At 71.6% G+C, this 24737-nt stretch carries 19 protein-coding genes; 7 read left to right on the forward strand and 12 right to left on the reverse strand.

Annotated features, from left to right (window positions below):
• Positions 1–29: 29 nt before the first annotated feature.
• From EDF48_RS16790 to EDF48_RS16815, 6 genes are all read right to left on the reverse strand, one after another.
• A complete protein-coding gene (locus EDF48_RS16790) occupies positions 30–1172 on the reverse strand; it encodes a glycosyltransferase family 1 protein (protein ID WP_123292216.1) in 1143 nt (380 codons plus the stop codon).
• A gap of 179 nt (positions 1173–1351) precedes the next feature.
• Positions 1352–2203, reverse strand: coding sequence for a dTDP-4-dehydrorhamnose reductase (gene rfbD, locus EDF48_RS16795; protein WP_131881421.1), 852 nt, complete (start codon positions 2201–2203; stop codon positions 1352–1354).
• Complete coding sequence (rfbB, locus tag EDF48_RS16800; RefSeq protein ID WP_111086003.1) at positions 2200–3186, reverse strand: dTDP-glucose 4,6-dehydratase; 987 nt, start codon at positions 3184–3186, stop codon at positions 2200–2202. The genes rfbD and rfbB overlap by 4 nt, the downstream gene beginning before the upstream one ends.
• Positions 3183–4868, reverse strand: coding sequence for a glycosyltransferase family 39 protein (locus EDF48_RS16805; protein WP_131881423.1), 1686 nt, complete (start codon positions 4866–4868; stop codon positions 3183–3185). The genes rfbB and EDF48_RS16805 overlap by 4 nt, the downstream gene beginning before the upstream one ends.
• Complete coding sequence (locus EDF48_RS16810; RefSeq protein WP_131881425.1) at positions 4865–6424, reverse strand: glycosyltransferase family 39 protein; 1560 nt, start codon at positions 6422–6424, stop codon at positions 4865–4867. The genes EDF48_RS16805 and EDF48_RS16810 overlap by 4 nt, the downstream gene beginning before the upstream one ends.
• A complete protein-coding gene (locus EDF48_RS16815) occupies positions 6414–7355 on the reverse strand; it encodes a glycosyltransferase family 2 protein (RefSeq protein WP_111086000.1) in 942 nt (313 codons plus the stop codon). The genes EDF48_RS16810 and EDF48_RS16815 overlap by 11 nt, the downstream gene beginning before the upstream one ends.
• Positions 7356–7453: 98 nt before the next feature.
• On the opposite strand from EDF48_RS16815, the gene rfbC reads away from it, so the two are divergent.
• From rfbC to EDF48_RS16830, 3 genes are read left to right on the forward strand one after another with little or no spacing between them, the layout of a single operon-like run.
• Entirely contained in the window at positions 7454–8062 is a 609-nt protein-coding gene (gene rfbC / locus EDF48_RS16820; RefSeq protein ID WP_111085999.1) for a dTDP-4-dehydrorhamnose 3,5-epimerase, read from the forward strand.
• 21 nt (positions 8063–8083) lie between these two features.
• Positions 8084–8947, forward strand: a complete 864-nt coding sequence (gene rfbA, locus EDF48_RS16825; RefSeq protein ID WP_111085998.1) for a glucose-1-phosphate thymidylyltransferase RfbA — start codon at positions 8084–8086, stop codon at positions 8945–8947.
• Positions 8948–8955: 8 nt separating this feature from the next.
• Complete coding sequence (locus EDF48_RS16830) at positions 8956–10803, forward strand: glycosyltransferase (protein WP_131881427.1); 1848 nt, start codon at positions 8956–8958, stop codon at positions 10801–10803.
• 424 nt (positions 10804–11227) lie between these two features.
• On the opposite strand, the gene EDF48_RS16840 is transcribed toward EDF48_RS16830, so the two are convergent.
• From EDF48_RS16840 to EDF48_RS16860, 5 genes are all read right to left on the reverse strand, one after another.
• On the reverse strand, positions 11228–12082 hold the full coding sequence (locus EDF48_RS16840) for a glycosyltransferase family 2 protein (protein ID WP_131881429.1): 855 nt from the start codon (positions 12080–12082) through the stop codon (positions 11228–11230).
• Positions 12079–13233, reverse strand: a complete 1155-nt coding sequence (locus tag EDF48_RS16845; RefSeq protein WP_243698132.1) for a glycosyltransferase family 1 protein — start codon at positions 13231–13233, stop codon at positions 12079–12081. The genes EDF48_RS16840 and EDF48_RS16845 overlap by 4 nt, the downstream gene beginning before the upstream one ends.
• A 74-nt stretch (positions 13234–13307) precedes the next feature.
• Positions 13308–14447 carry a glycosyltransferase family 2 protein gene (locus EDF48_RS16850; protein ID WP_207913286.1) on the reverse strand — a complete coding sequence of 380 codons (1140 nt, stop codon included), beginning with the start codon at positions 14445–14447 and terminating at the stop codon, positions 13308–13310.
• Complete coding sequence (locus EDF48_RS16855; RefSeq protein WP_123292226.1) at positions 14366–15595, reverse strand: ABC transporter ATP-binding protein; 1230 nt, start codon at positions 15593–15595, stop codon at positions 14366–14368. Before EDF48_RS16855 ends, EDF48_RS16850 begins: the two co-directional genes overlap by 82 nt.
• A 3-nt stretch (positions 15596–15598) precedes the next feature.
• Positions 15599–16501, reverse strand: a complete 903-nt coding sequence (locus EDF48_RS16860) for an ABC transporter permease (protein ID WP_131881433.1) — start codon at positions 16499–16501, stop codon at positions 15599–15601.
• A 190-nt stretch (positions 16502–16691) separates the two neighbouring features.
• Here EDF48_RS16860 and EDF48_RS16865 point away from each other — a divergent pair, with 190 nt between their 5' ends.
• A complete protein-coding gene (locus tag EDF48_RS16865) occupies positions 16692–17285 on the forward strand; it encodes a hypothetical protein (protein ID WP_131881435.1) in 594 nt (197 codons plus the stop codon).
• The gene (locus EDF48_RS16870) at positions 17285–19834 is read left to right on the forward strand and encodes a hypothetical protein (protein ID WP_131881437.1); all 2550 of its coding nucleotides are present in this window, start codon (positions 17285–17287) and stop codon (positions 19832–19834) included. The genes EDF48_RS16865 and EDF48_RS16870 overlap by 1 nt, the downstream gene beginning before the upstream one ends.
• A 173-nt stretch (positions 19835–20007) precedes the next feature.
• Here EDF48_RS16870 and EDF48_RS16875 read toward each other — a convergent pair whose 3' ends face one another.
• Positions 20008–21324 (reverse strand): glycosyltransferase, encoded by a 1317-nt coding sequence (locus tag EDF48_RS16875; RefSeq protein ID WP_165932445.1) that lies wholly within the window; start codon positions 21322–21324, stop codon positions 20008–20010.
• Positions 21325–21461: 137 nt separating this feature from the next.
• On the opposite strand from EDF48_RS16875, the gene EDF48_RS16880 reads away from it, so the two are divergent.
• Together EDF48_RS16880 and EDF48_RS16885 are read left to right on the forward strand one after the other, a co-directional pair.
• Positions 21462–23951: a glycosyltransferase gene (locus tag EDF48_RS16880; protein ID WP_123938720.1), complete on the forward strand. Its 2490-nt coding sequence runs from the start codon at positions 21462–21464 to the stop codon at positions 23949–23951.
• On the forward strand, positions 23948–24694 hold the full coding sequence (locus tag EDF48_RS16885; protein WP_123938721.1) for a polyprenol monophosphomannose synthase: 747 nt from the start codon (positions 23948–23950) through the stop codon (positions 24692–24694). Before EDF48_RS16880 ends, EDF48_RS16885 begins: the two co-directional genes overlap by 4 nt.
• The last annotated feature ends 43 nt before the right edge of the window (positions 24695–24737 follow it).

A 24737-nucleotide genomic window follows, 5' to 3' on the forward strand; every position in this document is an offset into this window, starting at 1 on the left:
CCGAGGGGTGACGTGACGCCCGCGCCGGCTCAGAGGTCGGCGTGCAGCTGCCAGGTCTCGGCGGCGGAGTCGCTCCAGTCGTACATCCGGGCACGGTCCGGCCCGGCGACGGCGAGCTGTCCGGCGAGCAACGGGTCGTTGACCACCTGGTACACCGCCTGCGCGATCCGCTCCGGGTACGAGTCCCGTGGGTTCCGGGCGACGGTCACCCCGGCGTCGGACGCGACCTCGGCCACCGCAGGGTCGTCGGAGTGGATGACCGGGGTACCGAAGCTCATCGCCTCGATCACGGGCAGGCCGAAGCCCTCGGCGAAGCTCGGGAACACGAACACCGTCGCCCGGTCGTAGACCACGGCGAGGTCGGCGTCGTCGATCCGCCCGAGCACCTTCACCCGGTCGCGGGCGAGCCCGGCGCGCTCGGCGGTGCCGTACACGTCGACGTCACCCCAGCCGTCCGGGCCGGAGATCACGAGCGGGATGTCGGCGGGGGCGTCGGGGTGCGCGAGCGCCTCGATCAGGGACCCGAGTGCCTTGCGTGGTTCGAGCGTGCCGACGGCCAGCACGTAGCGGTCCGGCAGGCCGAGACGCTCGGCGCGCAGGTCGGCGTCGACGGGCAGCCGCAGCCGACCGCTCGGAGCTCCGCCGATGACGCGCAGTCGGTCGTCGAACCGGTGGATCTCGTTCAGTGCGCTCGCGACCGCGTGGGTGGGCACGACGACGGCGTCGGCGTGCTTCCACGCGCGCTTCACCATCGCCTTGTGGAAGTGGACGCCGCGGGGCGTCAGGGTCTCGGGGTTCGTCCACGGCACGGTGTCGTGCACGGTGACGACGGTCTGCCGGCCCGGGTCCTGGAACCGGTCGTGCTTGACCAGGGGTGCGAGGACGCTCGGCGCGTGCACCATGCCCTTCGCGATGCCACCGACGAAGCCGCCCTGCCACGCGAGCGAGAGTTCACGACGGGCCAGCGGCAGACGCTGCAGGTCTGACAGACCGGGCAGCAGTGTGCGCAGATGCGCCATCTCGTCGGAGCTGACCGCGGACACGACCCCGGCGACGTCGCAGCCGCTCGGCGCGTTCGCGACGAGGTGCCGGGCGAGCTCTTCGGCGTACCGCCCGATGCCACCCGGAACGGGTGCGACGACCTGGTCGACGAGGACGTGGAGGGTGGTCATGGTGCTGCTCTCCTCGTCGTGGTGATGGGGCCGAGGACCGGCCCGGCGCCCGGCTGCCCGACCCTACCAGGGCCGGTGGGCCGCCCCCTGGAAGCCGCGGCAGGAGACCGGGACGGGAGGCCCGGATCACGTTCGCGACGCGGCGGACGTGATCCGGGCCTCCCGGTCGACTGCCGTGCTTACTTCGTCAACGCTCCTGCGGCCACCGCAGCGCGCAGCGCCTCGCGCCAGTCGCGCATCGGCGCGAGGCCGGCGCGCGACCAGCCGTCATGGCCGAGCACGCTGTACGCCGGGCGCGGCGCCGGCCGGACGAACGCGGCGCTGTCGGTCGGCAGGACGCGCTCGGGGTCGAGCCCGAGCTCGGCGTAGATGGCGCGGGTGAAGTCGAACCACGACCCCTGCCCGGCGTTGGTGCCGTGGTAGACGCCCGCGGGGGCGTCGCCGTCGACGAGCTCGACGATCCGCGCGGCGAGGTCGCCGGTCCACGTCGGCTGACCGACCTGGTCGGTGACGACGCTCACGGTGTCGTGCGAGCCGGCCAGCCGGAGCATCGTCGCGGCGAAGTTCGGTCCGTGCGCGCCGTAGATCCAGGCGGTGCGGACGACGTACGACGTGTCCGGGGCGATCTCGCGCACGAACGCCTCGCCCGCGGCCTTGGTGCGGCCGTAGGCGTTGATCGGGTCGGTCGGGGCGTCCTCGGCGTACGGGGCGGTGCCGTTGCCGTCGAAGACGTAGTCCGTCGACACGGTGACGAGCTTCGCGCCGTGGCGGACCGCGGCCTCGGCCAGGAGCTTCGGGCCGGTCGCGTTGACGGCGAAGGCGTCGTCCTCGTGGCCTTCTGCGTCGTCGACCTTCGTGTACGCGGCGGAGTTGATCACGACGTCGTGTCCGGCGACGGCGGCGTCCACCGCGGCCGGGTCGGTGATGTCGAGCTCGGCGCGCGAGAGTGCCGTGACGTCGCGGCCGGCGAGCGCGGCCTGGAGGTCACGGCCGAGCATGCCGGCGGCGCCGGTGATGAGGTACCTGGTCATGCGATCGCTGCGCGCTCCTTGAGCGGCTCCCACCACGAACGGTTGTCGCGGTACCACTGCACGACGTCGGCCAGGCCCTGCTCGAAGGGGACCTGCGGCTCGTAGCCGAGCTCGGCCTGGATCTTCGAGATGTCGACCGAGTAGCGCAGGTCGTGCCCGAGGCGGTCGGCGACGCGGTCGACGTACGACCAGTCCTTGCCGGTGGCGTCGAGGAGCAGCTGCGTGAGCTCCTTGTTGGTGAGCTCGGTGCCGCCGCCGATGTTGTAGATCTCGCCGGCGCGGCCGCGGGTCAGGACCATCGCGATGCCGCGGGTGTGGTCGTCGACGTGCAGCCAGTCGCGGATGTTGTTGCCCTCGCCGTACAGCGGGACGTGCACGTCGTCGATGAGGTTCGTGACGAAGAGCGGGATGACCTTCTCGGGGAAGTGGTACGGCCCGTAGTTGTTCGAGCAGCGCGTGATCGAGAGGTTCAGCCCGTGGGTGCGGTGGTAGCTGCGGGCGAGCAGGTCGCTGCCGGCCTTCGACGCCGAGTACGGGGAGTTCGGCTCGAGCGGTCGTTCCTCGTCCCACGAGCCCTCGCTGATGGAGCCGTAGACCTCGTCGGTGGAGACGTGCACGAAGCGCTCGGTGCCGTGGCGGAGCGCTGCGTCGAGCAGGCGCTGGGTGCCGACGACGTTCGTCTCGACGAAGATGCCGGAGTCGCGGACCGAGCGGTCGACGTGGGACTCGGCGGCGAAGTGCACGATCGCGTCGACCGTCGGGACGACCTCGTCGAGCTTCGCGGCGTCGCGGATGTCGCCGTGCACGAAGGTGTAGCGGGGGGAGTCGGCGACCGGTGCGAGGTTCGCTTCGTTGCCGGAGTAGGTCAGCGCGTCGTAGACGACGACCTCGGCGCCCTCGAGGCCGGGGTACGCGTCCTCCAGGGTGCGGCGGACGAAGTTCGAGCCGATGAAGCCGGCTCCTCCGGTGACGAGGATCTTCACGAGTTCTCTTTCCTGACGGTCGGTTCGTGGGTCGGCGGCGATTCTAGCGGGAGCCCGGTGACGGGGGTGGTCGTGGTGCTCGGCACGGCGGCCGTGGTGCTCGGCACGGCGGTCGTGGTGCTCGGCACGGCGGCCGTGGTGCTCGGCACGGCGGCCGCGCGCCAGACGAACGCGGCGGCTGCGACGGCGGCGGCGAGGAACAGCGCGCCGGCCAGTGCGATCGGGAGCGGCCCGGCGAGCGAGCCACCGGCCATCGCCGACAGGCCGCCGGGGGTGACCCGGAACTGGACGTTCTCCCACGCGCCGCGGTACGCGATGCCGATGCCGTACAGGGCGATGGCGAACGAGCCGACGGCGGCGATCCGGGCGAGCCGGCGGCGCAGTTCCGGACGGACGACCAGGGCACGCCACGCCACGGCCTGCGACAGCACGAGGGCGACGACGGCCACGAACAGGAACCGGCCCTGCAGCCCGTTGCCCTGGTGCGTGCCGAGGTAGTTCCGCCAGTTGTAGGCGAGGGTCGCGACGACGACGAGCGCCGGCCAGACCAGGGCGATGGTCATCACCCGGCGTCCGGCGCCGCGACGCGCGTACGACCAGCCGATGGCGACGAGACCGACGATCGCCAGGGCGTCGACGACCATGGGCGGCAGCGGCCACTGGTTCGCGCCGAAGTCCCCGAAGAACGAGGCGGTCAGGCCGTCCCACTGCCGACCGGCGAACGCGCCGGGGTTCGCGCCGCCCGACGGGTACGGCTGCACCGCGGTCACGCCGCGCAGGGCGTCCGGCAGCAGGGTCCCGCTGACGAGCAGCGTGCGGACCCACCACCAGCCGGACACCGCGGCGGCAGCGACGACGACCACGCCGGCGTGCAGGGCCGACCGGCGCCACGGACGTGCGGTGCGCTGGTCGCGGTCCCGGTCGCGGTCCCGGTCGCGCTCGCCGCGCTCGCCGCGCTCGTCGCGGGCCAGCGCGAACACGAGGACGACGAACGGCACCGCCAGCAGACCGAGCGCGCTGATCGCCGCGAGCCCGGTCACCGCCACGGCCAACCCCGCCGTGGTCCACCACGACCGGTCACCGGTGAGCACCCGCACGCTCAGCCACACGAGCACGGCGCCGAGCAGGATCATCGGTGCCCACGACGTCACGCCGGCGCCGACCTGCGCGAGCTGCGGCACCGCGAAGAGCAGCAGCGGTGCGACCAGGGCGGTCCGCGGCGACCGCGTCACCCGGCGGACGGTCGCCCACACGAGCACCGGCAGCGCGGTCACGAGCACGACGTCGAACAGGCGCAGGACGAGCACTGAGGTGGCCCAGTCGTGCGCCCCGAAGCGGATCAGGCGCAGGATGCCCGCGGCGACGAGCCAGTACGTCGGCGGGTTCTGCGACATCGGGTCGATCGCGGGGGAGTCGCCGGGGACCGCCGCCAGGAGCGCGTCGACCGTGGGGCGGTCGACGGCGGGCACCGGGTGCTCCACGATCTGCCGGATGGCGGCGAGGTAGTGCATCTCGCCGCCGTGCGGCCACCCGAGGCCGAGCGCCAGCCGGAACGCGGCGTCGACGTGCGCGGGCTCGTCGGGGGCGCCGAACGCCGGGGTGAGCAGGGCGAAGCCGAGCAGCAGGCCCAGCCACGCGACGGTGATCGTGCCGAGCACGACCCACTCGCGGCGGGCGGTCACGCCGTCACCGCCGTCCGGCGCACGAAACGCACCAGCAGGACCGCCGTGGCGATCAGCGCGACCGCTGCCACGGTGGCCAGCGTGAAGTTCCCGCCGGCAGCGAGCATGCCGTACTGGTCGAACTTGACGATCGAGAACTCGTCGATCCAGAACGCGGCGTCACGGCCGAACGCCCGGAGCGCGTAGACGACGCCGTAGAGGGCGATGGCCGTCGCCGCGACGGACATGCCGACGGCCAGTCGTGTGGCGCCGGCCGCGGTGACGGTCACGCGCCGCCAGGCCAGGGCGCTCAGGGCGATGAGGGCGATGAGGGTGGGGTAGTAGTAGCGGCCCTGGGTGCCGGCGACGATCGTGTTCCGCACGTAGCCGCCCCACCCGCTCTGCATGTGCAGGGCGATCAGGATGACGGGGTACGACGCCAGGACGATCGCGGGTCGCAGCGACGGGCCGCGGCGGAACGCCCAGATGACGATGCCGGCGATCGACACGATGGTCAGGCCGTCGATCAGGAACTGGGCGAACTGGAACTGCGTCAGACCGCCGACGCTGCCCCAGAACGTGCGGGTCACGCCGTTCCAGTAGTCGCGCAGGAAGACCTCCGGACTGGCGGCGGTGTCGTCCGGGAACGGCATCGACGGGCGGGCGTAGGCCATGCCGTCGGGCTGGATCGCGTGGTACACGAGGATGTTCCGCAGCCACCACCAGCCACCGACGACACCGGCGATCCCCAGCGTCCAGGTGGTGCGCAGCACGTTCCGCCAGACGGTCGCGCGGGTGCAGCCCGCCGCCATCACCGCGATCCCGACGAAGGGGACGGCGGGCAGGGCAGTTCCCTTGGTCAGCAGCATCGCGCCGAGCAGCAGGCCGATCCACACCGTGGTCCGCACCCGCTGGTCGCCCGTCAGCAGCCGGACGACGAAGTACACCAGCGCACCCGCGAGGGGCAGCATCAGGGCGTCGTTCGTCACCGAGGTACCGATCGACGCGACCTCGGGGACGGCCAGGATCGCCGCCCCGCCGACCACGGCAGCCCGGGGCGAGCGGGTCAGCCGACGCACCGTGGCCCACGCCAGGAACGGCAGGGGCAGCACGAGCAGGGCGTCGAACAGCCGCAGGGCCATCACGGCGTGGTCCCACCGCAGGTCCTCGAAGTGCACCAGGTGGAGGACCCCGGCGGCCAGCGCGTAGTACGTGGGCGGGTGCTGCGACATCTGGTCGATGCTCGTCGGGTGCACCCCGGGGAACTCCCGCAGCAGCTCGCCCCACGTCGCGTTGTCGGACGCCGGCTGTCGCAGGTTGCTGATCTGCGTGTCGTGCGTGGCGTTGAGGTAGTGCATCGCGCCCGGCTCCGGCCAGGCGTCACCGATCGCCAGGTGCAGGACGGCGTCGACGTGCGTCGGCTCGTCCGGCGCCTTGTACGTGGTCGTCACGATCGCCCAGACCGCCAGGACGGCGGCGAACGCGACCGTCAGGGCGATGACGACGACGCGCTCGGCACGGCCGACCCGTGGGCGGGCGACGGTGCCGGACACGGCCGGGGCCGTGTCAGTCGCCATACCGCTGCAGTTTCTGCAGGTCGAGCTGCTCCTCGGCCAGCGTGCGGTTGAGGCGGGTGAGGTCGGCGACGACGCCGATCACGATGGAGAGCAGCGCCGTGATGAGCAGCACCACACCGAGGATGATCGACTGCAGGTGGTTGCCGGGGGTCTGCATCGCGAGCAGCACCAGGTAGCGGACGAGTGGCCAGAGCCCGAGCCCGCCCAGGATCACGCTGACCCAGGCGAAGAGCGCCATCGGCCGGTACATCAGGTAGACCCGGGCGATCGCCGAGCCGGACTCGAACATGTGCTGGAAGATGTTGCTGAACAGCCGGGACTCGCGGGTCTTCGGGTTCGTCGTGATCGGCACGGACGCGATCGCCAGGCGCTTGTAGCCGGCCTGCACGATGGTCTCCATGCAGTAGCTGAAGCGCGTGACGATGTTCAGGCGGATCAGCGAGTACTTCGAGTACGCGCGGAACCCGCTCGCTGCGTCGGGCAGGTCGAGCCCGGCGGCGCGGCTGGCGACCCACGACCCGAAGCGCTGCATGAGCTTCTTGAAGCCGGAGAAGTGCTCGATCGTGCGGGTCTGCCGGTCGCCGATGACGATCTCGGCTTCCTTGCGCAGGATCGGCTGGACGAGCTCGGCGATCTGCGCCTGCGGGTACTGGTTGTCGCCGTCGGTGTTGACGACGATGTCGGCACCGTGCAGCAGGGCGTAGTCGACGCCGTCGCGGAACGACCGGGCGAGCCCCATGTTGGTCGTGTGGTGCACGAAGTGCTTGACGCCGTGTTCCTTGGCGACCTCCACGGTGCGGTCGGTGCTGCCGTCGTTGATGACCAGGATCTCGATCTCGTCGATGCCGTCGATCTCACGCGGGATCGAGTCGATGACGCTGGCGAGGGTGTTCTCCTCGTTGAGGCAGGGGATCTGGACGAATAGCTTCACGGGCTCGCTTGGTCTCGTTTCGGGAGTCGCAGCGCGCGGGGCGCGGGGCACAGAACCAGGACAGCCTATGCGATGCGCCACCTTGCTAGGCTTCCCCGGTGCAGATCCGCGAACTGAAGATCCCCGGCGCGTGGGAGTTCACGCCCGTCCAGCACGGCGACGCACGAGGAGCATTCCTCGAGGCGTACCGGGCCGACGTCCTCGAAGAGACGGTCGGTCACCCGCTGGACCTCCGCCAGGTGAACATGTCGATCTCGTCGGCCGGCGTCGCGCGGGGCATCCACTACGCCCTCGTCGCCCCGAGCCAGGCGAAGTACGTCACCGCCGTCCGAGGCGCCTTCATCGACTACATCGTCGACATCCGCGTCGGTTCGCCGACGTTCGGGCAGTGGGACTCGGTCCGCATCGACGACGTCGACCGCAAGGCCGTGTACCTGTCCGAGGGCCTCGGCCACGCGATCGTCGCGCTCGAGGACCACTCCACCGTGAACTACCTGGTCAGCGCGCACTACGACCCCCAACGCGAGAAGGGGATCACGATCCTCGACCCGACCGTCGGGCTCGAACTGCCGGACGGCATCGGTGAGCCGGTGCTCTCCGAGAAGGACACGAGCGCCCCGACGCTCGAAGCGGCCGCCGCCGCCGGTCTGCTGCCGACGTACGAGGAGTGCGTGGCCTACACCGAGTCCCTCCGCACGACGAAGTAACGAAGTAAGGAAGCGATCCCGATGAAGGGCATCATCCTCGCCGGTGGATCCGGCACGCGCCTCTGGCCGATCACCAAGGGCATCAGCAAGCAGCTCATGCCGATCTACGACAAGCCGATGGTCTACTACCCCCTGTCGACCCTGATGATGGCCGGCATCCGCGAAGTGCTCGTCATCACGACGCCGGAGTACAACGAGCAGTTCAAGGCCCTGCTCGGCGACGGCTCCGCCTTCGGCATGGAGATCCAGTACGCCGTGCAGCCGTCCCCGGACGGGCTCGCGCAGGCCTTCGTCATCGGCGAGGACTTCATCGGCGACGACAGCGTCGCACTCGTCCTCGGCGACAACATCTTCCACGGCACCGGCCTCGGCACGAACCTGCGGAAGAACACCGAGGTCGACGGCGCGACGATCTTCGCGTACCACGTGGCCGACCCGAAGGCCTACGGCGTCGTGGAGTTCGACGACGACTTCACTGCCGTCTCCATCGAGGAGAAGCCGGCCGAGCCGAAGTCGAACTACGCCGTCCCCGGCCTGTACTTCTACGACAACAAGGTCATCGAGATCGCGAAGACGATCGAGCCGAGCGCCCGTGGCGAGCTCGAGATCTCGACGGTCAACGAGCGCTACCTCGAGGCCGGTGAACTCGGCGTCCAGGTCCTCGACCGTGGCACCGCGTGGCTCGACACCGGCACGTTCGAGTCGATGATGCAGGCGTCCGAGTACGTCAAGGTCATCGAGGACCGCCAGGGCTTCAAGATCGGGTGCATCGAGGAGATCGCCTGGCGCAACGGCTGGATCGACGACGCGCAGCTCGCCGAGCTCGCCGCGCCGCTCGTCAAGGGCGGCTACGGCGTCTACCTCCAGCGGCTCCTCGGCGCCTAGCACCGCCCGTGGCGTCCGGTTCTGGGTGGTTCGGTCGCCGTCGTCGCGACACGACGGCTGCCGACCACCCCGACCGGGAGGCCCGTCCCGCGCCCGCATCGACGACTGACGTCGTCCGCGTGGCCGGCTTCGACGACCCCCTGCCGCACCCGGACCAGGACGTCACGGTCCTCGTCACGACCCGGTCGGACCGGCACGCCGAGGTCGCGCGCCTCGTCGCCGTCGCCCGCGAGGCCTTCGGCCGTGACACTGACGTCCGCACCGTGAGCTACGTCGCCGACGCCTCGCCGCGCGATCCGTTCGGTCGTCGCCTGCCGTGGGTGCGGACCGTGCCGGTCGACGGCCTGGGGTCCGCGATCAACGCCGGCCTCGCCGCCGGGGTCGGACGGGTCCTCGTGCTCGTCGACACCTCGGTGACGATCGATGCTGCCGGCCTCCGGGCACTCGCCGTGACCGGAGTCCACCGCCTGGTGCAGGCCTCGGTGCGCGCGGCGGACGGTTCGGCGCGGAACGGTGCACTGCTCATCCGTCCCGGCGCACTCCCGTGGTCCGACGACCGTCCGTTCGGCACGGGGGACTCGGTGTTCGGTGCCGATCAACCCGTGCTCGCTGTGCCCCGGGCCGCGATCGTCCCTGCGCCCGTGCTCACGGACGAGCCGACGACGCTCGTCGGGTGGACGCACGCGTGCGCTGTGCGCCAGCGACCGCAGTCGGGTCCCACGATCCTGGTGAAGGACGTCGGTGAGACCGTCCGACTCGCTGAACCCGGGCGGACGATCGACGCTGCCACCGTGGACGTGTTCTCGTCGTGGCGGGACGCGAGACGGGACTCGGTCGACGGCCGGGGCGCTGCAGTCTCCGCCGGGCCGCCGCTGCCGCCGTGGGGAGCGCGACCGGTGACACCGGCCCGCCGGACGACCAGCAGCGCCACCGACCCGCTCACCTGGTCGCTGAAGATCGCCGCTCCCGCCGGGCCCGAGGGTGACGGTTGGGGCGACGTGCACTTCGCCGCCGAGCTGGCCGGGGCACTCGAGCGGCTCGGGCAGCGTGTCCGGATCGACCGCCGTGACGCCCACGTGCGGGACGACGACGCCTCGGACGACGTGACGCTCGTGATCCGCGGGCTCGACCGGGTGCCGCCGAACCCCGCGTCGGTGAACCTCCTCTGGGTGATCAGCCATCCCGACGACGTCTCCGACACCGAGCTCCGGTCGTTCGACGCGGCGTTCGCTGCCGGTCCGGTCTGGGGTGCGACGGCCGCAGCGCGATCGGGGGTCCCGGTCCGCACGCTGCTGCAGGCGACCGACCCCGCGGTGTTCCACCCGGGCGCGCGGGCGACGACGAGCCCCGATGCCGACCGGGTGGTCTTCGTCGGCTCGACCCGCGGCGCCGCGCGCCCGGTGGTCGCCGATGCCGTGGCGCTCGGAGCCGACCTTCGCGTGCACGGCCCGGCGTGGCAGGGCGTGGTCCCCGACGCAGCGCTCGGCGAACCGTCGCTGAGCCGGGCCGAGGTCGCCACGGCCTACGCCTCCGCGCGCGTGGTGCTCAACGACCACTGGGCGGACATGGCGGCCGGTGGCTTCGTGTCGAACCGGGTGTTCGACGTGCTGGCGTCCGGGGGAGTCGTCGTCACCGACGAGGTCGCCGGGCTGACCGAGGTGCTCGACGTCCCGACGCTCGCGGTGGCGCGTTCCCGTGACGAGCTCGCTGCGCTCCTGGACCCGGCACGAGTGTGGCCGACTGCTGCCGAGCGGGCGGCGGTGGCGTCGCGCATCGCCGCAGAGCACTCCTTCGACGCCCGAGCCGACGTGCTGCTGGACGCAGCCCGAACCGAACGCGCCCGCCTCCGCGCCTGACCCGCTGCCCGCGTCCCCGCCGCGCGACGCTCCGCACAACCAAAGTGCGGTCGAGCCGTGCAATCCCGCGGTTCACGTGCACTTCGGTTGTGCGGAACGCGATCGAACCGGGGCCTCCGAAGCTGCGACCGATGTGCGCGCCCCGCTGCGGTCGTGGGGGGCCCGGGGGGGGGGGGGGGGCCCCCCCGCCGGGGGGGGGGGGGGGGGCCCCCCCCCCCCGGCGCCCCCCCCCCCCCCCCCCGGGGGCGCCCCCCCGCGCGGGGGGGGGGGGGGGGGGGGGGGGGGGGGGGGGGGGGGGGGGGGGGGCGGGGGGGCGCGGGGGGGGGGGGGGGGGGGGGGGGGGGGGGGCGCCGGGGGGGGGGGGGCCCCCACGACCGTGCGGGGGCGCGATGGCAGAACCCCGCGCGCAAAGACCCCGACCGGGCTACTTGCGTGTGACCCAGCGGGCGCGGGCGGAGAGGCCCGCGTGCAGGGCGACGCGCAGCGGCCAGAGCCACCACGCCCGGTACTTCCGCGACAGGAACCGGTACGCGCTGCGGTGGTGCTCGATCTCCATCCGGCGCCGGTTGGACGACGTCGAGTGCGCCCCGGTGTGGGTGACCACGGCCGTCGGCACGTACACGTTCGCGCGGCCGGAGCGACCGACGCGCTGGCCCAGGTCGACGTCCTCGAAGTACATGAAGTACGACTCGTCGAACCCGCCGAGCTCGCGGAACACCGACGTCCGGATGAGGAAGCACGCGCCGGACAGCCAGCCGGCCTCGCGCTCGACGACCTGCGTGGTGGACCAGTACCGCTGGCTCCACGGATTGGCGGGCCAGAGCCGCGAGAACGCCGCGTGGCCGAGCCCGGTCCGGAGCGACGGCAGCTGGCGTGCGGACGGGTACGTCTCACCCTGCTCGTCGAGGATCCGCGGCCCGAACGACCCGCCGGACGGCAGCCGGTCGGCGGCGCGGACGAGTTCGTCGATCGAGCCGGGTGCGAGCACGACGTCGGGGTTCGTGACGAGCAGGAACTCGGGGCGGACGTCGGGCAGGACGTCGTCGAGGGCGCTCAGTGCGGCGTCGATGCCCCCGCCGTAGCCGCGGTTGCCCCCGGAGGACACCACGACGGCACCGTAGGACTCACCGATCGCCCGCAGTGCGTCGATGTCGGCGGAGCCGTTGTCGGCGATCACGACGGCGACCGGCTCCGAGGACGCCGCCGCGACGCTCGCCAGGAACGGCCGGATGGTCTCGCCGGTGTTGTAGGTGACCGTCAGCACGGCGACGCGGATCACCGGGTACCCCCGGCCCGCGCGTCCCGGGCCACGGCCGAGTAGGCCTCGACGTGCACGGCTGCCGTGGCCTCCCACGTGAACGAGGCGGCCCGGGCCAGTGCGGCCGCCCGGTGCGACGCGACGAGCGACGGGTCGTCGAGCAGCCGCGTCATCGCGGACGCCAGTGCGGAGGCGGACGGCTCGGTGTACATCGCTGCGTCACCGCCGACCTCGGGCAGTGACAGCCGCCGGGTGGTCAGGACGCAGGCGCCGGACGCCATCGCCTCGACCACCGGCAGCCCGAAGCCCTCGCCGAGCGACGGGTAGACGACGAACTCCGCGCCGCCGAGGTAGCCCGCCAGGTCCTCGAGGGGCAGGTAGCCGGCCTCGATCACGTGGTCGTCCGGCTGCAGCGCGTCGAGCCGGGCGATCGCGGACTCGTCCCAGCCCCGCGCTCCGGACAGCACGAGCCACGGGGCGTCCGCCCGCGCGGCGCGCACCGCGGCGTAGGCGTCGAGCAGCGCGGTGACGTTCTTCCGCGGTTCGATCGTGCCGAGGAACGCGATCCAGGGCGCACCCTCGGGCAGCGTCGCGGCGATCCGGGCGTCCTCGACCTCGGCGGTGGACGGCTCGTGGAACACGGCACGGTCGACGCCGAGTGGTGCGACCCGGACGTCGGCGCGGATGCCGCTGACGACCCGCGCGGCCTCGGTCGCCGTCGCCGCGCTCGGCACGATGACGACGGGCCGGGTCCGCAGCGAGCGACGGCTCCACCAGGTGAAGAACGTGCGCTTGAGCCGGGAGTGCCACTCCGGGTTGGAGAAGAACGTGGCGTCGTGGAGGGTGACGACGGACCCGCCGCGCCAGCCGAGCGGGAACGTGTAGTGGGGGGAGTGCAGCACCTGCGCGCCGAGTCGTCGGCCGAGCGCCGGCAGCCCGGTTTGCTCCCACAGGAACCGCAGCGGCACCGAGTCGGTCCAGCCCGGCGCGGTGTGCACGGTCGCGTGCGGCGCGACGGCGGCGAAGTGCGGAGCGTGCACGGGTCGGACCACCAGGTGGACGTCGAGCCCCGGGTCGGTCAGGTGCGACACGACCCCCTCGACGTAGCGGCCCACACCGCCGAGTGCACGCGGTACCGCGGTCCCGTCGACGAGGACGGTGAGCTGCGGCACGCGGGGGTCCTTCCGAACGGGGGCGCCACGGTCGGGTCCGTCGGCGGGGGAGTGACCAGGATAGCCCTCCGCGCTCATGCGCCCGGGTCCACGCTGCGGCGCGGGACGGACGCGCGCCGCGACTCGCGGAGCCGCCGCGCGAGGTGCGACGGGAGCGCCCCGACGACGTCCGCGAACGCTGCCAGGACGAGCCGGGCCTCCCGTCGGGTGGGAGCGGCCAGCAGCCCGCGCAGGCCGCGGAAGAGGGTCCGGGCGCTCGCCCGCAGGACGGTGCCCCACGGCGCGTGCCAGAGCGCGACGACCATCCGGTTCCGCGCGTTGCGGAAGAGGAACAGGTCGCTCTGCACCCCGGACGACGCCGAGTGGTCGTGCTCGACGACCGCGTCGGCCGCGTGTTCCACGCGCCAGCCGCGTCGGCGGAGTCGCCACGCGAGCTCGGTGTCCTCGTAGTACATGAAGAGCGACTCGTCGAGCAGGCCGACGTCGTCGAGCGCGCTCCGCCGCAGGGCGGAGGCCCCACCGGAGAACCCGAAGACGTCGACGTCCGCGACGCGGTCGACGGGCGCGAACCAGTCGCGGTCCATGCCGTTGCCGTCGCGGTCGATGCGCACGCCGGTCGAGTTGAGGCGCACCTCGCCGTCGGGCGACGGCGTCCACAGACGGCCGTCGTGGCCCTGCAGCACGCGCTGGCCGGGTGCTGGTGTCGCGCCGACCGGGAGGCTCGTCCAGCGTCCGGCGAGCACGATGCGGCCCGTCACGGCCGCGACCTCGGGCCGCGCCTGCGCCAGGTGGTCGCGGAGCGCCGCGACGAAGCCCGGCGCGGGGACCGCGTCGTTGTTGAGCAGGACGATGACGTCGGCGTCCGCGTGCCGGATGCCGGTGTTGGCGCCGGCCGCGAACCCACCGTTGTGCTCCCGCGCGACCACGTCGACGTCGGGCAGCTCGCGGCGGAGGACGGCGACGGAGTCGTCCGACGAGCCGTTGTCGACGACCACCACCTGGTCGGCCGCGCCCTCGGCGAGCACGGCGCGGACGGCCGCGGTCGTCAGGTCGGCGCGTTCCCAGTTGACGACGACGACCGCGGTGCGCGGGACGCCCGGGGTCCGGACGTCGGTGCCGTCGTCGGTCGGGCTCAGTCCAGCTCCTCGATCGAGGGCTGCGCGTAGACCGTGCCCACGGCGTTCTCGAATCCGGGCACCTCGAACGAATCGCACTCCGGCATGTCGTGCAGGTGGCGGCCGGCGGAGTCCATCATCGACACGTTGATGAAGTACTTGCCGGTGCCGAACGCGGTGTCGGCGATCCGCAGGCGGAGCTTCCGGCGTCCGTGCAGCGGCTGCAGTTCGAGGCCCATGATGCCGGTGGTGGTGCCGTACACGACCTGGCCGCCGGCGTTGTTGATCTGCACCGCGGCCTCCCAGTCGGCGATGCCGTCCAGGTGCTCGAACTCCATGTCCACGACGAGGTCGTCGCCGGGCATGACCTCGGCGCGGGGCTCCTTGCCGTCGACGTGCACGCTCGCGCCGAGGACCTTGCCGCGGCCGACGGCGACGTCGGTGCTGAGCTCGCCCTGGCGGCGTTCCTCGAGGACCTCGCGGAACATGCTCACGGCCTGGACGGGATCGCCGTCGTGCAGCACCTTGCCCTTGTTGAGCAGCACCACCCGGTCGCACATCTCCTGCACCTGGCTGAGCGAGTGCGTGACGATGATGATCGTCTTGCCCGCCTCTTGGAAGGTGCGGATGCGGTCGAGGCACTTGCGCTGGAACGCCTCGTCGCCGACGGCCAGCACCTCGTCGACGAGCAGGACGTCGGGGTCGGTGTGCACGGCGACGGCGAAGGCGAGTCGCACGTACATGCCGGATGAGTAGAACTTCACCTGGGTGTCGATGAAGTCGCCGATCCCCGAGAACGCCAGGATGTCGTCGAACTTCTCGTCGGTCTGCTTGCGGCTCAGCCCGAGCAGCGACGCGTTGAGGTAGACGTTCTCGCGCCCGGACAGGTCGGGGTGGAAGCCGGCGCCGAGCTCGAGCAGGGCAGCGAGGCGACCGCGGCGGGCCACCGTGCCGGAGGTCGGCTGGATGATGCCGCCGATGGCCTTGAGCAGGGTCGACTTGCCGGAGCCGTTCTGGCCGATGAGGCCGACCGTGGAGCCGGCCTGGATCGACACGGTGACGTCGTCGAGGGCCCAGAAGTCCTGGCGGTGCTTGCGGCCGGCGCGACCGAGCGTGACGATGCGCTCGCGCAGGGTGTTGTCCTTGCGGACCGTGAAGCGCTTGCGGACGTGGTCGATGACGATGACGTCCGGCCGCTCGGCGGTGCCCTCGGTGGGCGTCGGGGCGACGGGGGTGCTGATGGCCATGGTCTACAGCTCCTGCGCGAAGTTGCCCTGCAGACGGGAGAACACCCGCTGCGCGCCGAGGAGGCAGAGGACACCGATGACGAACGCGATGCCGAGGCGCAGCATCAGGTGGTCCGGGTACGTGACGTCGGCCGGGTCGTGCAGCCAGATCGCGTTCTGCATGCCGAGCACGGCCAGCGTCAGGGGGTTGTTCGTGTAGGCGGTGATGAGCCAGTCGGTGTTCACGGTGGCGACCACCCGCGCGTACGAGTACACGATCGGCGAGGCCCAGAGCAGGACCATGAGGCCGACGTCGATGACGAACTGCACGTCGCGCAGGTACACGTTGAGCGCGGACAGCACCAGGCCGATGGCCGCGCCGTAGACGAGGATCACCGCGAGCGACGGGATCAGGTAGACGAGCCCCTCGTGGAACGGGAAGACGCCGATGACCACGGTCGCGGCGAGCAGGATCGCGAACTGGATGGTGAAGTTGACCAGGGCCGCGCCGACGCTGGCGAGCGGGAAGACCTCGCGCGGGACGTAGACCTTCTTGATCAGCCCGGAGTTGCCGACGATCGAGCCGGTCGACCCGGCGACGATCTCGCTGAAGAGCGTGTAGGCGGTCAGGCCGGTGAAGACGTAGATCGCGAAGTTGTCGATGCCGTTGGCGGCGCCGAGGACCTTGCCGATGACGAAGTAGTAGATGAGCAGCTGGGTCAGCGGGCGCACCAGCGTCCACACGAACCCGAGCGCCGAGTCCTTGTACCGCGCCTTCAGGTCGCGTCGGATGAGCATCCCGAGCATCTCGCGCTGCCGGAAGACGTCGCGCAGCTCTCGCCAGGTTCCGCGGAAGGCGCTCGTCGGAGCGCCGATCACGACGAGGGGTTCCTTCGCGAGCGCCGCCATGCGGGCTTGATCGACCATACGTCTCTTCGTTCGTGGGGGCAGGACCGGAACAGCATACTCACCGGGCCCGCGCGGCAGGGATGGGCGACGGCCGTCGTGCACCCCGAGCGGGGGTGATTCCGGACCGATCCAACCCTCAACCTTCACTTTGGGGTTACCGTTGTCGCAACCCGGACCCTTGTCAACATCCACAGGACGGCCCGTCAGCATGCTCCTCGCATCCAGGCCGATCGCTGCGTTCGCGGTGGTCGGTGCCCTCAGTGTTCTCTTGGCCGGTTGTTCCGGTGGTGGCGACGACGCCACCCCGTCGCCGTCCGCGTCCGCGACCCGCACCGCGAGTCCGACCCCGACCGCCGACGACTCGGCGACCACGGAGCCCACCGGCACCGCGTCGTCGCCCGCGTCCGAGGCCACCGACGACCCCACCGCCTCGGACGACGACACCCCCGGTGCCTTCCCGGGGAGCGGCTCGACCAACGAGCCGGACACCGACCCGTCGGACTTCCCGGCGACCGCCGTCGTCACCTACAGCGGCTGGGACACGGCCTCGAAGTCGCTGCAGGCCGGCGGACTCGTCTCGGGCACCACCGACACCAGCGGGACCTGCACGTTCACCGCGAAGAAGGGGAGCGTCACGCGCACCGCCACGAGCGCGGCGCAGGCGAGCGCTTCCTCGGTCAACTGCGCGCAGGTCGCGTTCCCCGCGGCCCAGGTCCCCAGCGGCACCTGGTCCGTCACCCTGACCTACGCCGTCGGCTCCGCGTCGACGACGTCCGACCCGATGCCGGCGGAGGTGCCGTGATGCGTTCCATCCAGACCGAGTCGGACGGGCGCCGTCGCCGACCCTTCCGGACCTCCCTCGCGATCGTCGCGGCACTCGCCGTCGCCGTCAGCGGGTTGACCTTCGGCACGATCCTGTCCGAGCAGACCACGACCGAGTCCGCCTCGGCCGCCGTCGCCGGCGACTTCGACCCGGGCAACATCATCAGCGACGCGAACTTCTACAACGGCTCGGCGATGAACGCCGCGTCCGTGCAGTCGTTCCTGACGAGCGTCGCCCCGAACTGCCGGAAGTCGTCGAGCGGACCCGCCTGCCTGAAGGACTTCTCGCAGAAGATGAGCGCGATCGGCGCCGTCTCCGGCCGGTGCAGCGCCATCGCCGGCGGCACCAAGTCCGCCGCGACGATGATCGCCCAGGTCGGCGCCGCGTGCGGCATCAGCCAGAAGGTGCTCCTCGTGCTCCTGCAGAAGGAGCAGGGCATCGTCACGACGTCCTCGCCGACGTCGTACATGTACCTGCACGCCACCGGCTTCGCGTGCCCCGACACCGCCCCGTGCGACCCGGCGTACTTCGGCTTCGGTCAGCAGGTCTACGCCGCCGCGCTCCAGTTCAAGCGCTACCAGTCGTCGCCGACCTCGTGGGCGTACCAGGCGGGTCGGACCAACTCGATCCTCCTCAACCCGAACGCGGCCTGCGGTCGCAAGTCCGTCTACATCCAGAACCAGGCGACCGCGGGGCTGTACATCTACACCCCGTACACCCCGAACACCGCCGCGATGTCGAACCTCTACGGCACCGGCGACGGCTGCTCGGCGTACGGCAACCGCAACTTCTGGCGCATGTACACCGACTGGTTCGGCTCGGCGACCGGCGGCGGCAACCCGTACGGCAACGTCGACGCGGTCACGCCGAGCTCGACCTCGTCGATCACGGTCAGCGGCTGGGCCGTCGACCCGGACACCACGAGCGCGCTCCGCGTCGCGTTCTACGTCGACGGTGCCGGGGCGAAGACCGTCACCGCGAACGTGAACCGGCCCGACCTGTCCGCCACCCTCGGCGCGAACAACCTCAAGCACGGGTTCTCGACCGAGCTGACCGGGCTGAGCGTCGGCAAGCACTCGGTGTGCACCTACGCCATCAACCAGGGCAAGGGCAGCAACACGCTGCTCGGCTGCTACACCCGCACGGTCGTGAGCGCAGCCCCGAAGGGTGCACTCGACACCGTCACCGGCAGCGCCGGCACGATCACCGCGACCGGCTGGGCGCTCGACCCCGACTCGGCGAAGCCCGCCCCGTGGAAGATCCTGGTCGACGGCGTCAGCAAGGCGACCGGCACCACCGACCGCACCCGCACCGACGTCGCCAAGGTCTACAAGGGCGTCGGCAGCACCCTCGGGTTCTCGAAGACGATCGGCGGCATCACGCCGGGCACCCGCACCGTGGCGTTGTACACGCAGGACAAGCCCGGCACCGACTACGTCAAGGTCGCGTCGAAGTCCGTCACCGTCAGCGCCCCCACCACCGGCAAGACCGGCAAGACCGGAGCACTCCGCGGGACGTACGACTCCGTCACCGGCGGCGCCGGCACGGCCACGGTGCGCGCGTGGGCGATCGACCCGGACGTCTGGGACCCCGTCAAGTACAAGGTCCACGTCGACGGCGTCAGCACGAACAGCGGCACCGCGAACGCCACCCGCACCGACGTCGAGGCGAAGCACCCGTCCTGGGGTTCCGACGTCGGCCTGGCACTCCGCCTGACCGGGCTGAGCGCCGGCAACCACACCGTGCGGGTCTACTTCCAGGACCTGCCGAGCGGCACCTACAAGAGCTTCGGCACGAAGACCGTGAAGGTGACGTCGGCCACCGCCCCGTCGTCCGGCACCACCGGCAAGACCGGCAAGACCGGCGCGGTGACGGGCTCGTACGAGTCGGTGACCGGCGGCGTCTACAGCGCGACGGTCAAGGGGTGGGCGATCGACCCCGACGTGTGGGACCCGGTCAAGTACAAGATGCACCTGGACGGCGTCGCGATCGACCCGGGCGTGGTGAACGCCAAGCGCACCGACGTCGAGGCGGTCCACCCGGGCTGGGGTTCCGACGTCGGCCTGTCCGTGCAGCTCACCGGTCTGAGCGCGGGCACGCACACCGTCCGTGTGTACTTCCAGGACCTGCCGAGCGGCACGTACAAGAGCTTCGGCACGAAGTCCTTCACGGTCATCGACCCGCCCGCGACGGGCAAGACCGGCAACACCGGCGCGGTGAAGGGGTCGTTCGACTCCGTCACCGGCGGCAAGGGGACCATCACCGTCAAGGGGTGGGCGATCGACCCCGACGTGTGGGACCCGGTCAAGTACAAGATGCACCTGGACGGCGTCGCGATCACCCCCGGCACGGTGAACGCGACCCGCGCCGACGTGCAGAAGAACTACCCGAACTGGGGTTCGGACGTCGGGCTGTCGCGGGTGCTCACCGGGCTGCAGCCCGGCACGCACACCGTGCGGGTCTACTACCAGGACCTGCCGAGCGGGACGTACAAGAGCTTCGGGACGAAGACGGTGACCGTGCAGTAGACGGTCGCCGAGACGGACGGGAGGCCCGTGGCGGATCCGCCACGGGCCTCCCGTCCGTCCTGTGGTCGCGCCCACGGCGGCGGATCGTGAGCAGCAATGGTCGGGTCCGGTGGACGGACCCGACCATTCCTGCTCACGAAGTGAGCGCGCTGAACGTCGGTGCTGGTCCCACGTCAGCGGCGCACGCGCCGGGCCATCAGGCCCACGCCGTGCAGCAACCGGTACTCGGGGGAGCGGGTGAGGCCCGCGAACCGCGCCGCGATCTGGTCGCGCTCCGCCTCGGCCTGGCGACGGGCGGTGTCGTACGCGCCGACCTGCTGCTCCGACGCGACGAGCCGCCGGTTGATGTCCTGCACCCCGGACAGGTGGACGTCACGGTCGTGCTCGGCCTGCCGCAGGACCTCGCGCTGCGCGGTCGCCCAGCGCAGGAACGCGTTCCGCTCGCCGGACCGACCCGAGGCGATCGCCACGGCCGCGTCCAGGACCGGACCGACCTGCTCGGCGCGCGCACGGAACGAGTGCCGCTCGACCACCACGGCACGGAGTCGGGCCGTCAGGGCCGTGCGCTCGGCGCGGGGCATCGCGAGCACCCGCTCGAGCGACGCGGCGTCGTCGAAGACCGGCACGTCGGACAGGCCGAGCTCGTCCAGGCCGAGCGCGCAGTCCGTCACCGGCAGCGCCCCGGACGCGAGTGCCTCGTACAGGCGCGAGTTCAGGGTGCCGTACTCGGCGGCCGGGGCGATCACGTCGTCGACGACGAAGCCGGCGGCGCGGTACACCTCGGGCAGCGCGAAGTAGGACACCGCGGGCCGGAGCTCGACGCCGGCCGTGGCCTCGACGTGGTCGACGTTCGCGGCGAACCACACGATCGGCTCAGCCGGGGCGACCTCGGCGAGCACGTCCTGCACGCGGCGGCGCACGCCCCAGAAGTTGACGGTCGTGACGGCACGGTCCGTGCGCTCGGACGCCGTGGCGGCCGCGGTCGTGCCGGCCCCGTGCGGGCGCTCGTCGGTGAACAGGTCCAGGTCGACACCGATCGGGACGACCTCGACCGGACCGTCGTACTGCGCGGCGACGGCGTCGCGGGCGATGCCGGACGACGTCCACACCGCGTCGAACTCACCGAGGTAGGGCAGGGCCGCCCACTTCGCGGTCCAGTTCCGCACCCACGCGACCAGGGCGGTGCCGGCGGGGACGTACCCGGGGACGAACGACTCGATCATGCTGACCACGACGGCGGTGTCGGCGGGGACCGCTTCGCCCCAGCGCTCGAGCGGCCACATCGCGACGCCCCAGCCCTCGGCACGGAGCGCCCGTGCGAGCCCGAGTGCGACGAACAGGTCGCCCTTGCCCTCGGTCGGGTCGGCGGTCGACACGGCGAACCGGACGGTGCCGCGCGGCCCCTCGGCGTGCGCACCGGCCGCGATGGCCGCGTACTCCGGTGCGAGGGGCGAGGACAGGGGAGTGTTCGGGATCACTGCGGCAGTCACGCGGCCCATTCTGCACGAATCGGCGACGGCCACAGGGGAGTGGCGGGGCGCGCCTTGTAGGGTGTCATCGGCTCGCGGCACCCCGTGGGCCGAGCCACCGATCCGCGCCGTGCGCGGCAGCTGCTGGAGGAACTCGCGTGACAGAGCGCAAGCCGGGAGTCGTGTCCGTCATCCTCGTGAACTACAAGGGCACGGACGACACCCTGACGAGCATCGCGGAACTCCGCAAGCAGGACTGGCCGCAGGACAAGCTCGAGGTGATCGTCGTCGAGAACGGCTCCGGTCCGGAGCACCTCGGTCGGCTGCAGGCCTCCGACCTCGACTTCACCCTGATCGACGCGGCCGCCAACCTCGGCTTCACCGGCGGGTGCAACCTCGGCGTCGAGAAGTCCTCCGGCGAGGTCGTCGCGTTCCTCAACAACGACGCCCGTCCCGACACCGGCTGGGTGCGCGAGGCGATGGCCACGTTCGCGTCCGGCGCCGACATCGGTGCCGTGGCGTCGAAGGTCCTCGACTGGGAGGGCGTCAACATCGACTTCACCGAGGCCGCGATGACCTGGTACGGCATGGGCTACAAGCCCTTCGCCGGGTCACCGGACACCGGCCGCTGGGAGAGCGAGACCGACGTCCTGTTCGGCACCGGCGCCGCGATGTTCATCCGCGCCGAGCTCTTCGAGCAGCTCGACGGCTTCGACGACCGCTACTTCATGTTCTACGAGGACGTCGACCTCGGCTGGCGGCTCAACCTGCTCGGCTGGCGCTTCCGCTACCAGCCGAAGTCGGTCGCGTTCCACAAGCACCACGCGTCGATGAACAAGTTCGGCGACTTCCGCGAGACCTACCTGCTCGAGCGGAACGCCCTCTTCACGCTGTACAAGAACCTCGGCGACGAGCAGCTCGCCGCAGCCCTGCCCGGCTCGCTGGCGCTCGCCGTCCGCCGTGCCGTGGGCCGCGGGGAGCTCGACTCCACGGAGCTCGACCTGCGGAACCCCGGCGACGACAGCGTCCCCACCATCCCGGTGCCGAAGACGAGCATGGCCGGCATCTACGGCGTCGACCAGTTCGTCGAGCAGCTGCCGTCGATGACCGAGTCGCGCCGCGCGATCCAGGCCACGCGTGTCCGCAGCGACCGCGAGCTCCTGCGCCTGTTCGGCAACCGCGACGAGCCCGCGTACCCGATCGAGAACTACCTGGCCGGCTACGACAAGATCGTGCACTCCCTCGGTGTGCTCGAGGTCGGCACCCGTCGTCGCATCCTCATCATCACGGGCGACTCGATCGGCGCGAAGATGGCCGGTCCCGCGATCCGCGCCACCCAGATGGCGAAGCAGCTCGCGTCCGAGCACGACGTGCGCGTGGTCAGCCTGACCCGCTCGTCGCAGATCGACCCGTCGTACGACGTCGTCACCGTGCCGCACCGCCACCCCCGTCAGATGGTCGAGCACGAGGGCTGGGCCGACGTCATCATCGTGCAGGGCCACGCGCTCCGGCTGTTCCCGGTGCTCGAGTCGACGAGCAAGATCCTGGTCGTCGACGTGTACGACCCGCTGCACCTCGAGCAGCTCGAGCAGGGCCGCAGCGACGACGTCGACCAGTGGAACCGTCAGATCCTCGACGCCTCGGACACGCTCAACCACCAGCTCGAGCTCGGCGACTACTTCATCTGCGCCTCGGAGCGCCAGCGCATGTTCTGGCTCGGCCAGCTCGCCGGTTCCGGCCGGGTGAACGCCCGCACGTACTCGCGCGACGCTGACCTCCGCTCGCTCATCGGCGTCGTGCCGTTCGGGCTGTCCTCGACCCCGCCGGTGCACGACCAGCCGCGGGTCAAGGGAGTCGTGCCGGGCATCGGCAAGAACGACAAGCTCGTCGTCTGGGGCGGTGGCATCTACGACTGGTTCGACCCGATCACCCTGGTCCGCTCGATCGCCCAGCTCGCCGCCCGCCGGCCGTCGGTGAAGCTCTTCTTCATGGGCGTGCAGCACCCGAACCCCGACGTGCCCGAGATGGACATCGTCGCGAAGGTCCGCGCCGAGGCCGACGCCCTCGGTCTGACCGGCAAGCACGTGTTCTTCAACGACTCGTGGATCCCGTACGAGGAGCGCGGCGCCTACCTGCTCGAGGCCGACGCCGGCGTCTCGACGCACTACGAGCACCTCGAGACCACGTTCTCGTTCCGCACCCGCATCCTCGACTACCTGTGGGCGCGCCTGCCGATCGTCACGACGGCCGGCGACTCCTTCGGTGACCTGGTCGCCGAGCAGCAGCTCGGCGTCGCGGTGCACGAACAGGACGTCGACGGCCTGGCCACGGCGCTCGAGACCGCGCTCTTCGACAAGAAGGCCCGGGCACAGTTCATCGCCAACGTCGACCGCGTGCGCGAGCAGTTCACGTGGGAGAACGTCCTGGCACCGCTCGTCGAGTTCTGCCGGAACCCGATCCGCGCGGCGGACAAGTCGGTGCGCGACACCACCACGAAGCTCGCGCCCCACACGATGCGCGTGCGCGTGCCGGACCGCAAGAAGCTCTCGGGCGTCCGCTACGACGTCGGGCGCGCGGTGCACTACTTCCGCACCGAGGGCCCGCGCAGCGTCGCGGGGAAGATCAAGCGACGCCTCGGCAACCGGTGAACCCAGCCGAGACCACGGCCCTCGTCATCGTCCCGACGTACGACGAGGCCGAGAACATCCGAGCCATCGCCGACGCGATCCTGACGGCGTCGCCCGGTGCCCACCTGCTCGTGGTCGACGACGGCAGCCCGGACGGCACCGGCGACATCGTGCGGTCCATCGCGGCCGACGACGACCGGGTGCACCTGCTGCAGCGGTCGGGCAAGCTCGGGCTCGGCACGGCCTACGTCGCCGGGTTCCGGTGGGGCCTGGAGCGCGGCTACCCGCTGCTGGTCGAGATGGACGCCGACGGCTCGCACCCGGCCGACCGGCTGCCGGCGCTCATCGACGCGGTCACCTCGTCGGACGACGTGCTGCTCGCGATCGGGTCGCGCTGGGTGCCCGGTGGGTCGGTCGTCGACTGGCCGCTCCGTCGTCAGGCCCTGAGCCGCGGCGCGAACACCTACGCGCGGTTGGTGCTCGGGATCCACGTGCGGGACATCACCGCCGGGTACCGCGTCTACCGTTCCGACGCGATCGCGCGGATGGACCTCGGCTCGATCGACTCGAAGGGGTACTGCTTCCAGGTCGACATGACGCTGCGCGTGGACGCGCTGGGCGGCCGCATCGTCGAGGTGCCGATCCGGTTCCGCGACCGCGTGCACGGGGTCTCGAAGATGAGCCGGTCCATCGTCGTCGAGGCGATGCTCCGCGTCACGCAGTGGGGCCTGCAGCGCCGCCTGGGTCGTCCGACGCGCCCCTAGCGCTCGCGCCCGCGCCCGCTCGCGCTGCCCCGAGGTTCCGAGA

Origin of the sequence: Curtobacterium sp. PhB191, from assembly GCF_004346515.1 — a bacterium.
Lineage (GTDB): Bacteria > Actinomycetota > Actinomycetes > Actinomycetales > Microbacteriaceae > Curtobacterium.

Bases quoted from the DNA above. Each gene is read 5' to 3' on its own strand.
- EDF48_RS16790 (WP_123292216.1), bottom strand. From the start codon at position 1,172: ATGACCACCCTCCACGTCCTCGTCGACCAGGTCGTCGCACCCGTTCCG.
- rfbD (WP_131881421.1), bottom strand. From the start codon at position 2,203: ATGACCAGGTACCTCATCACCGGCGCCGCCGGCATGCTCGGCCGTGAC.
- EDF48_RS16810 (WP_131881425.1), bottom strand. From the start codon at position 6,424: ATGGCGACTGACACGGCCCCGGCCGTGTCCGGCACCGTCGCCCGCCCA.
- rfbA (WP_111085998.1), top strand. From the start codon at position 8,084: ATGAAGGGCATCATCCTCGCCGGTGGATCCGGCACGCGCCTCTGGCCG.
- EDF48_RS16855 (WP_123292226.1), bottom strand. From the start codon at position 15,595: ATGGCCATCAGCACCCCCGTCGCCCCGACGCCCACCGAGGGCACCGCC.
- EDF48_RS16860 (WP_131881433.1), bottom strand. From the start codon at position 16,501: ATGGTCGATCAAGCCCGCATGGCGGCGCTCGCGAAGGAACCCCTCGTC.
- EDF48_RS16865 (WP_131881435.1), top strand. From the start codon at position 16,692: ATGCTCCTCGCATCCAGGCCGATCGCTGCGTTCGCGGTGGTCGGTGCC.
- EDF48_RS16870 (WP_131881437.1), top strand. From the start codon at position 17,285: ATGCGTTCCATCCAGACCGAGTCGGACGGGCGCCGTCGCCGACCCTTC.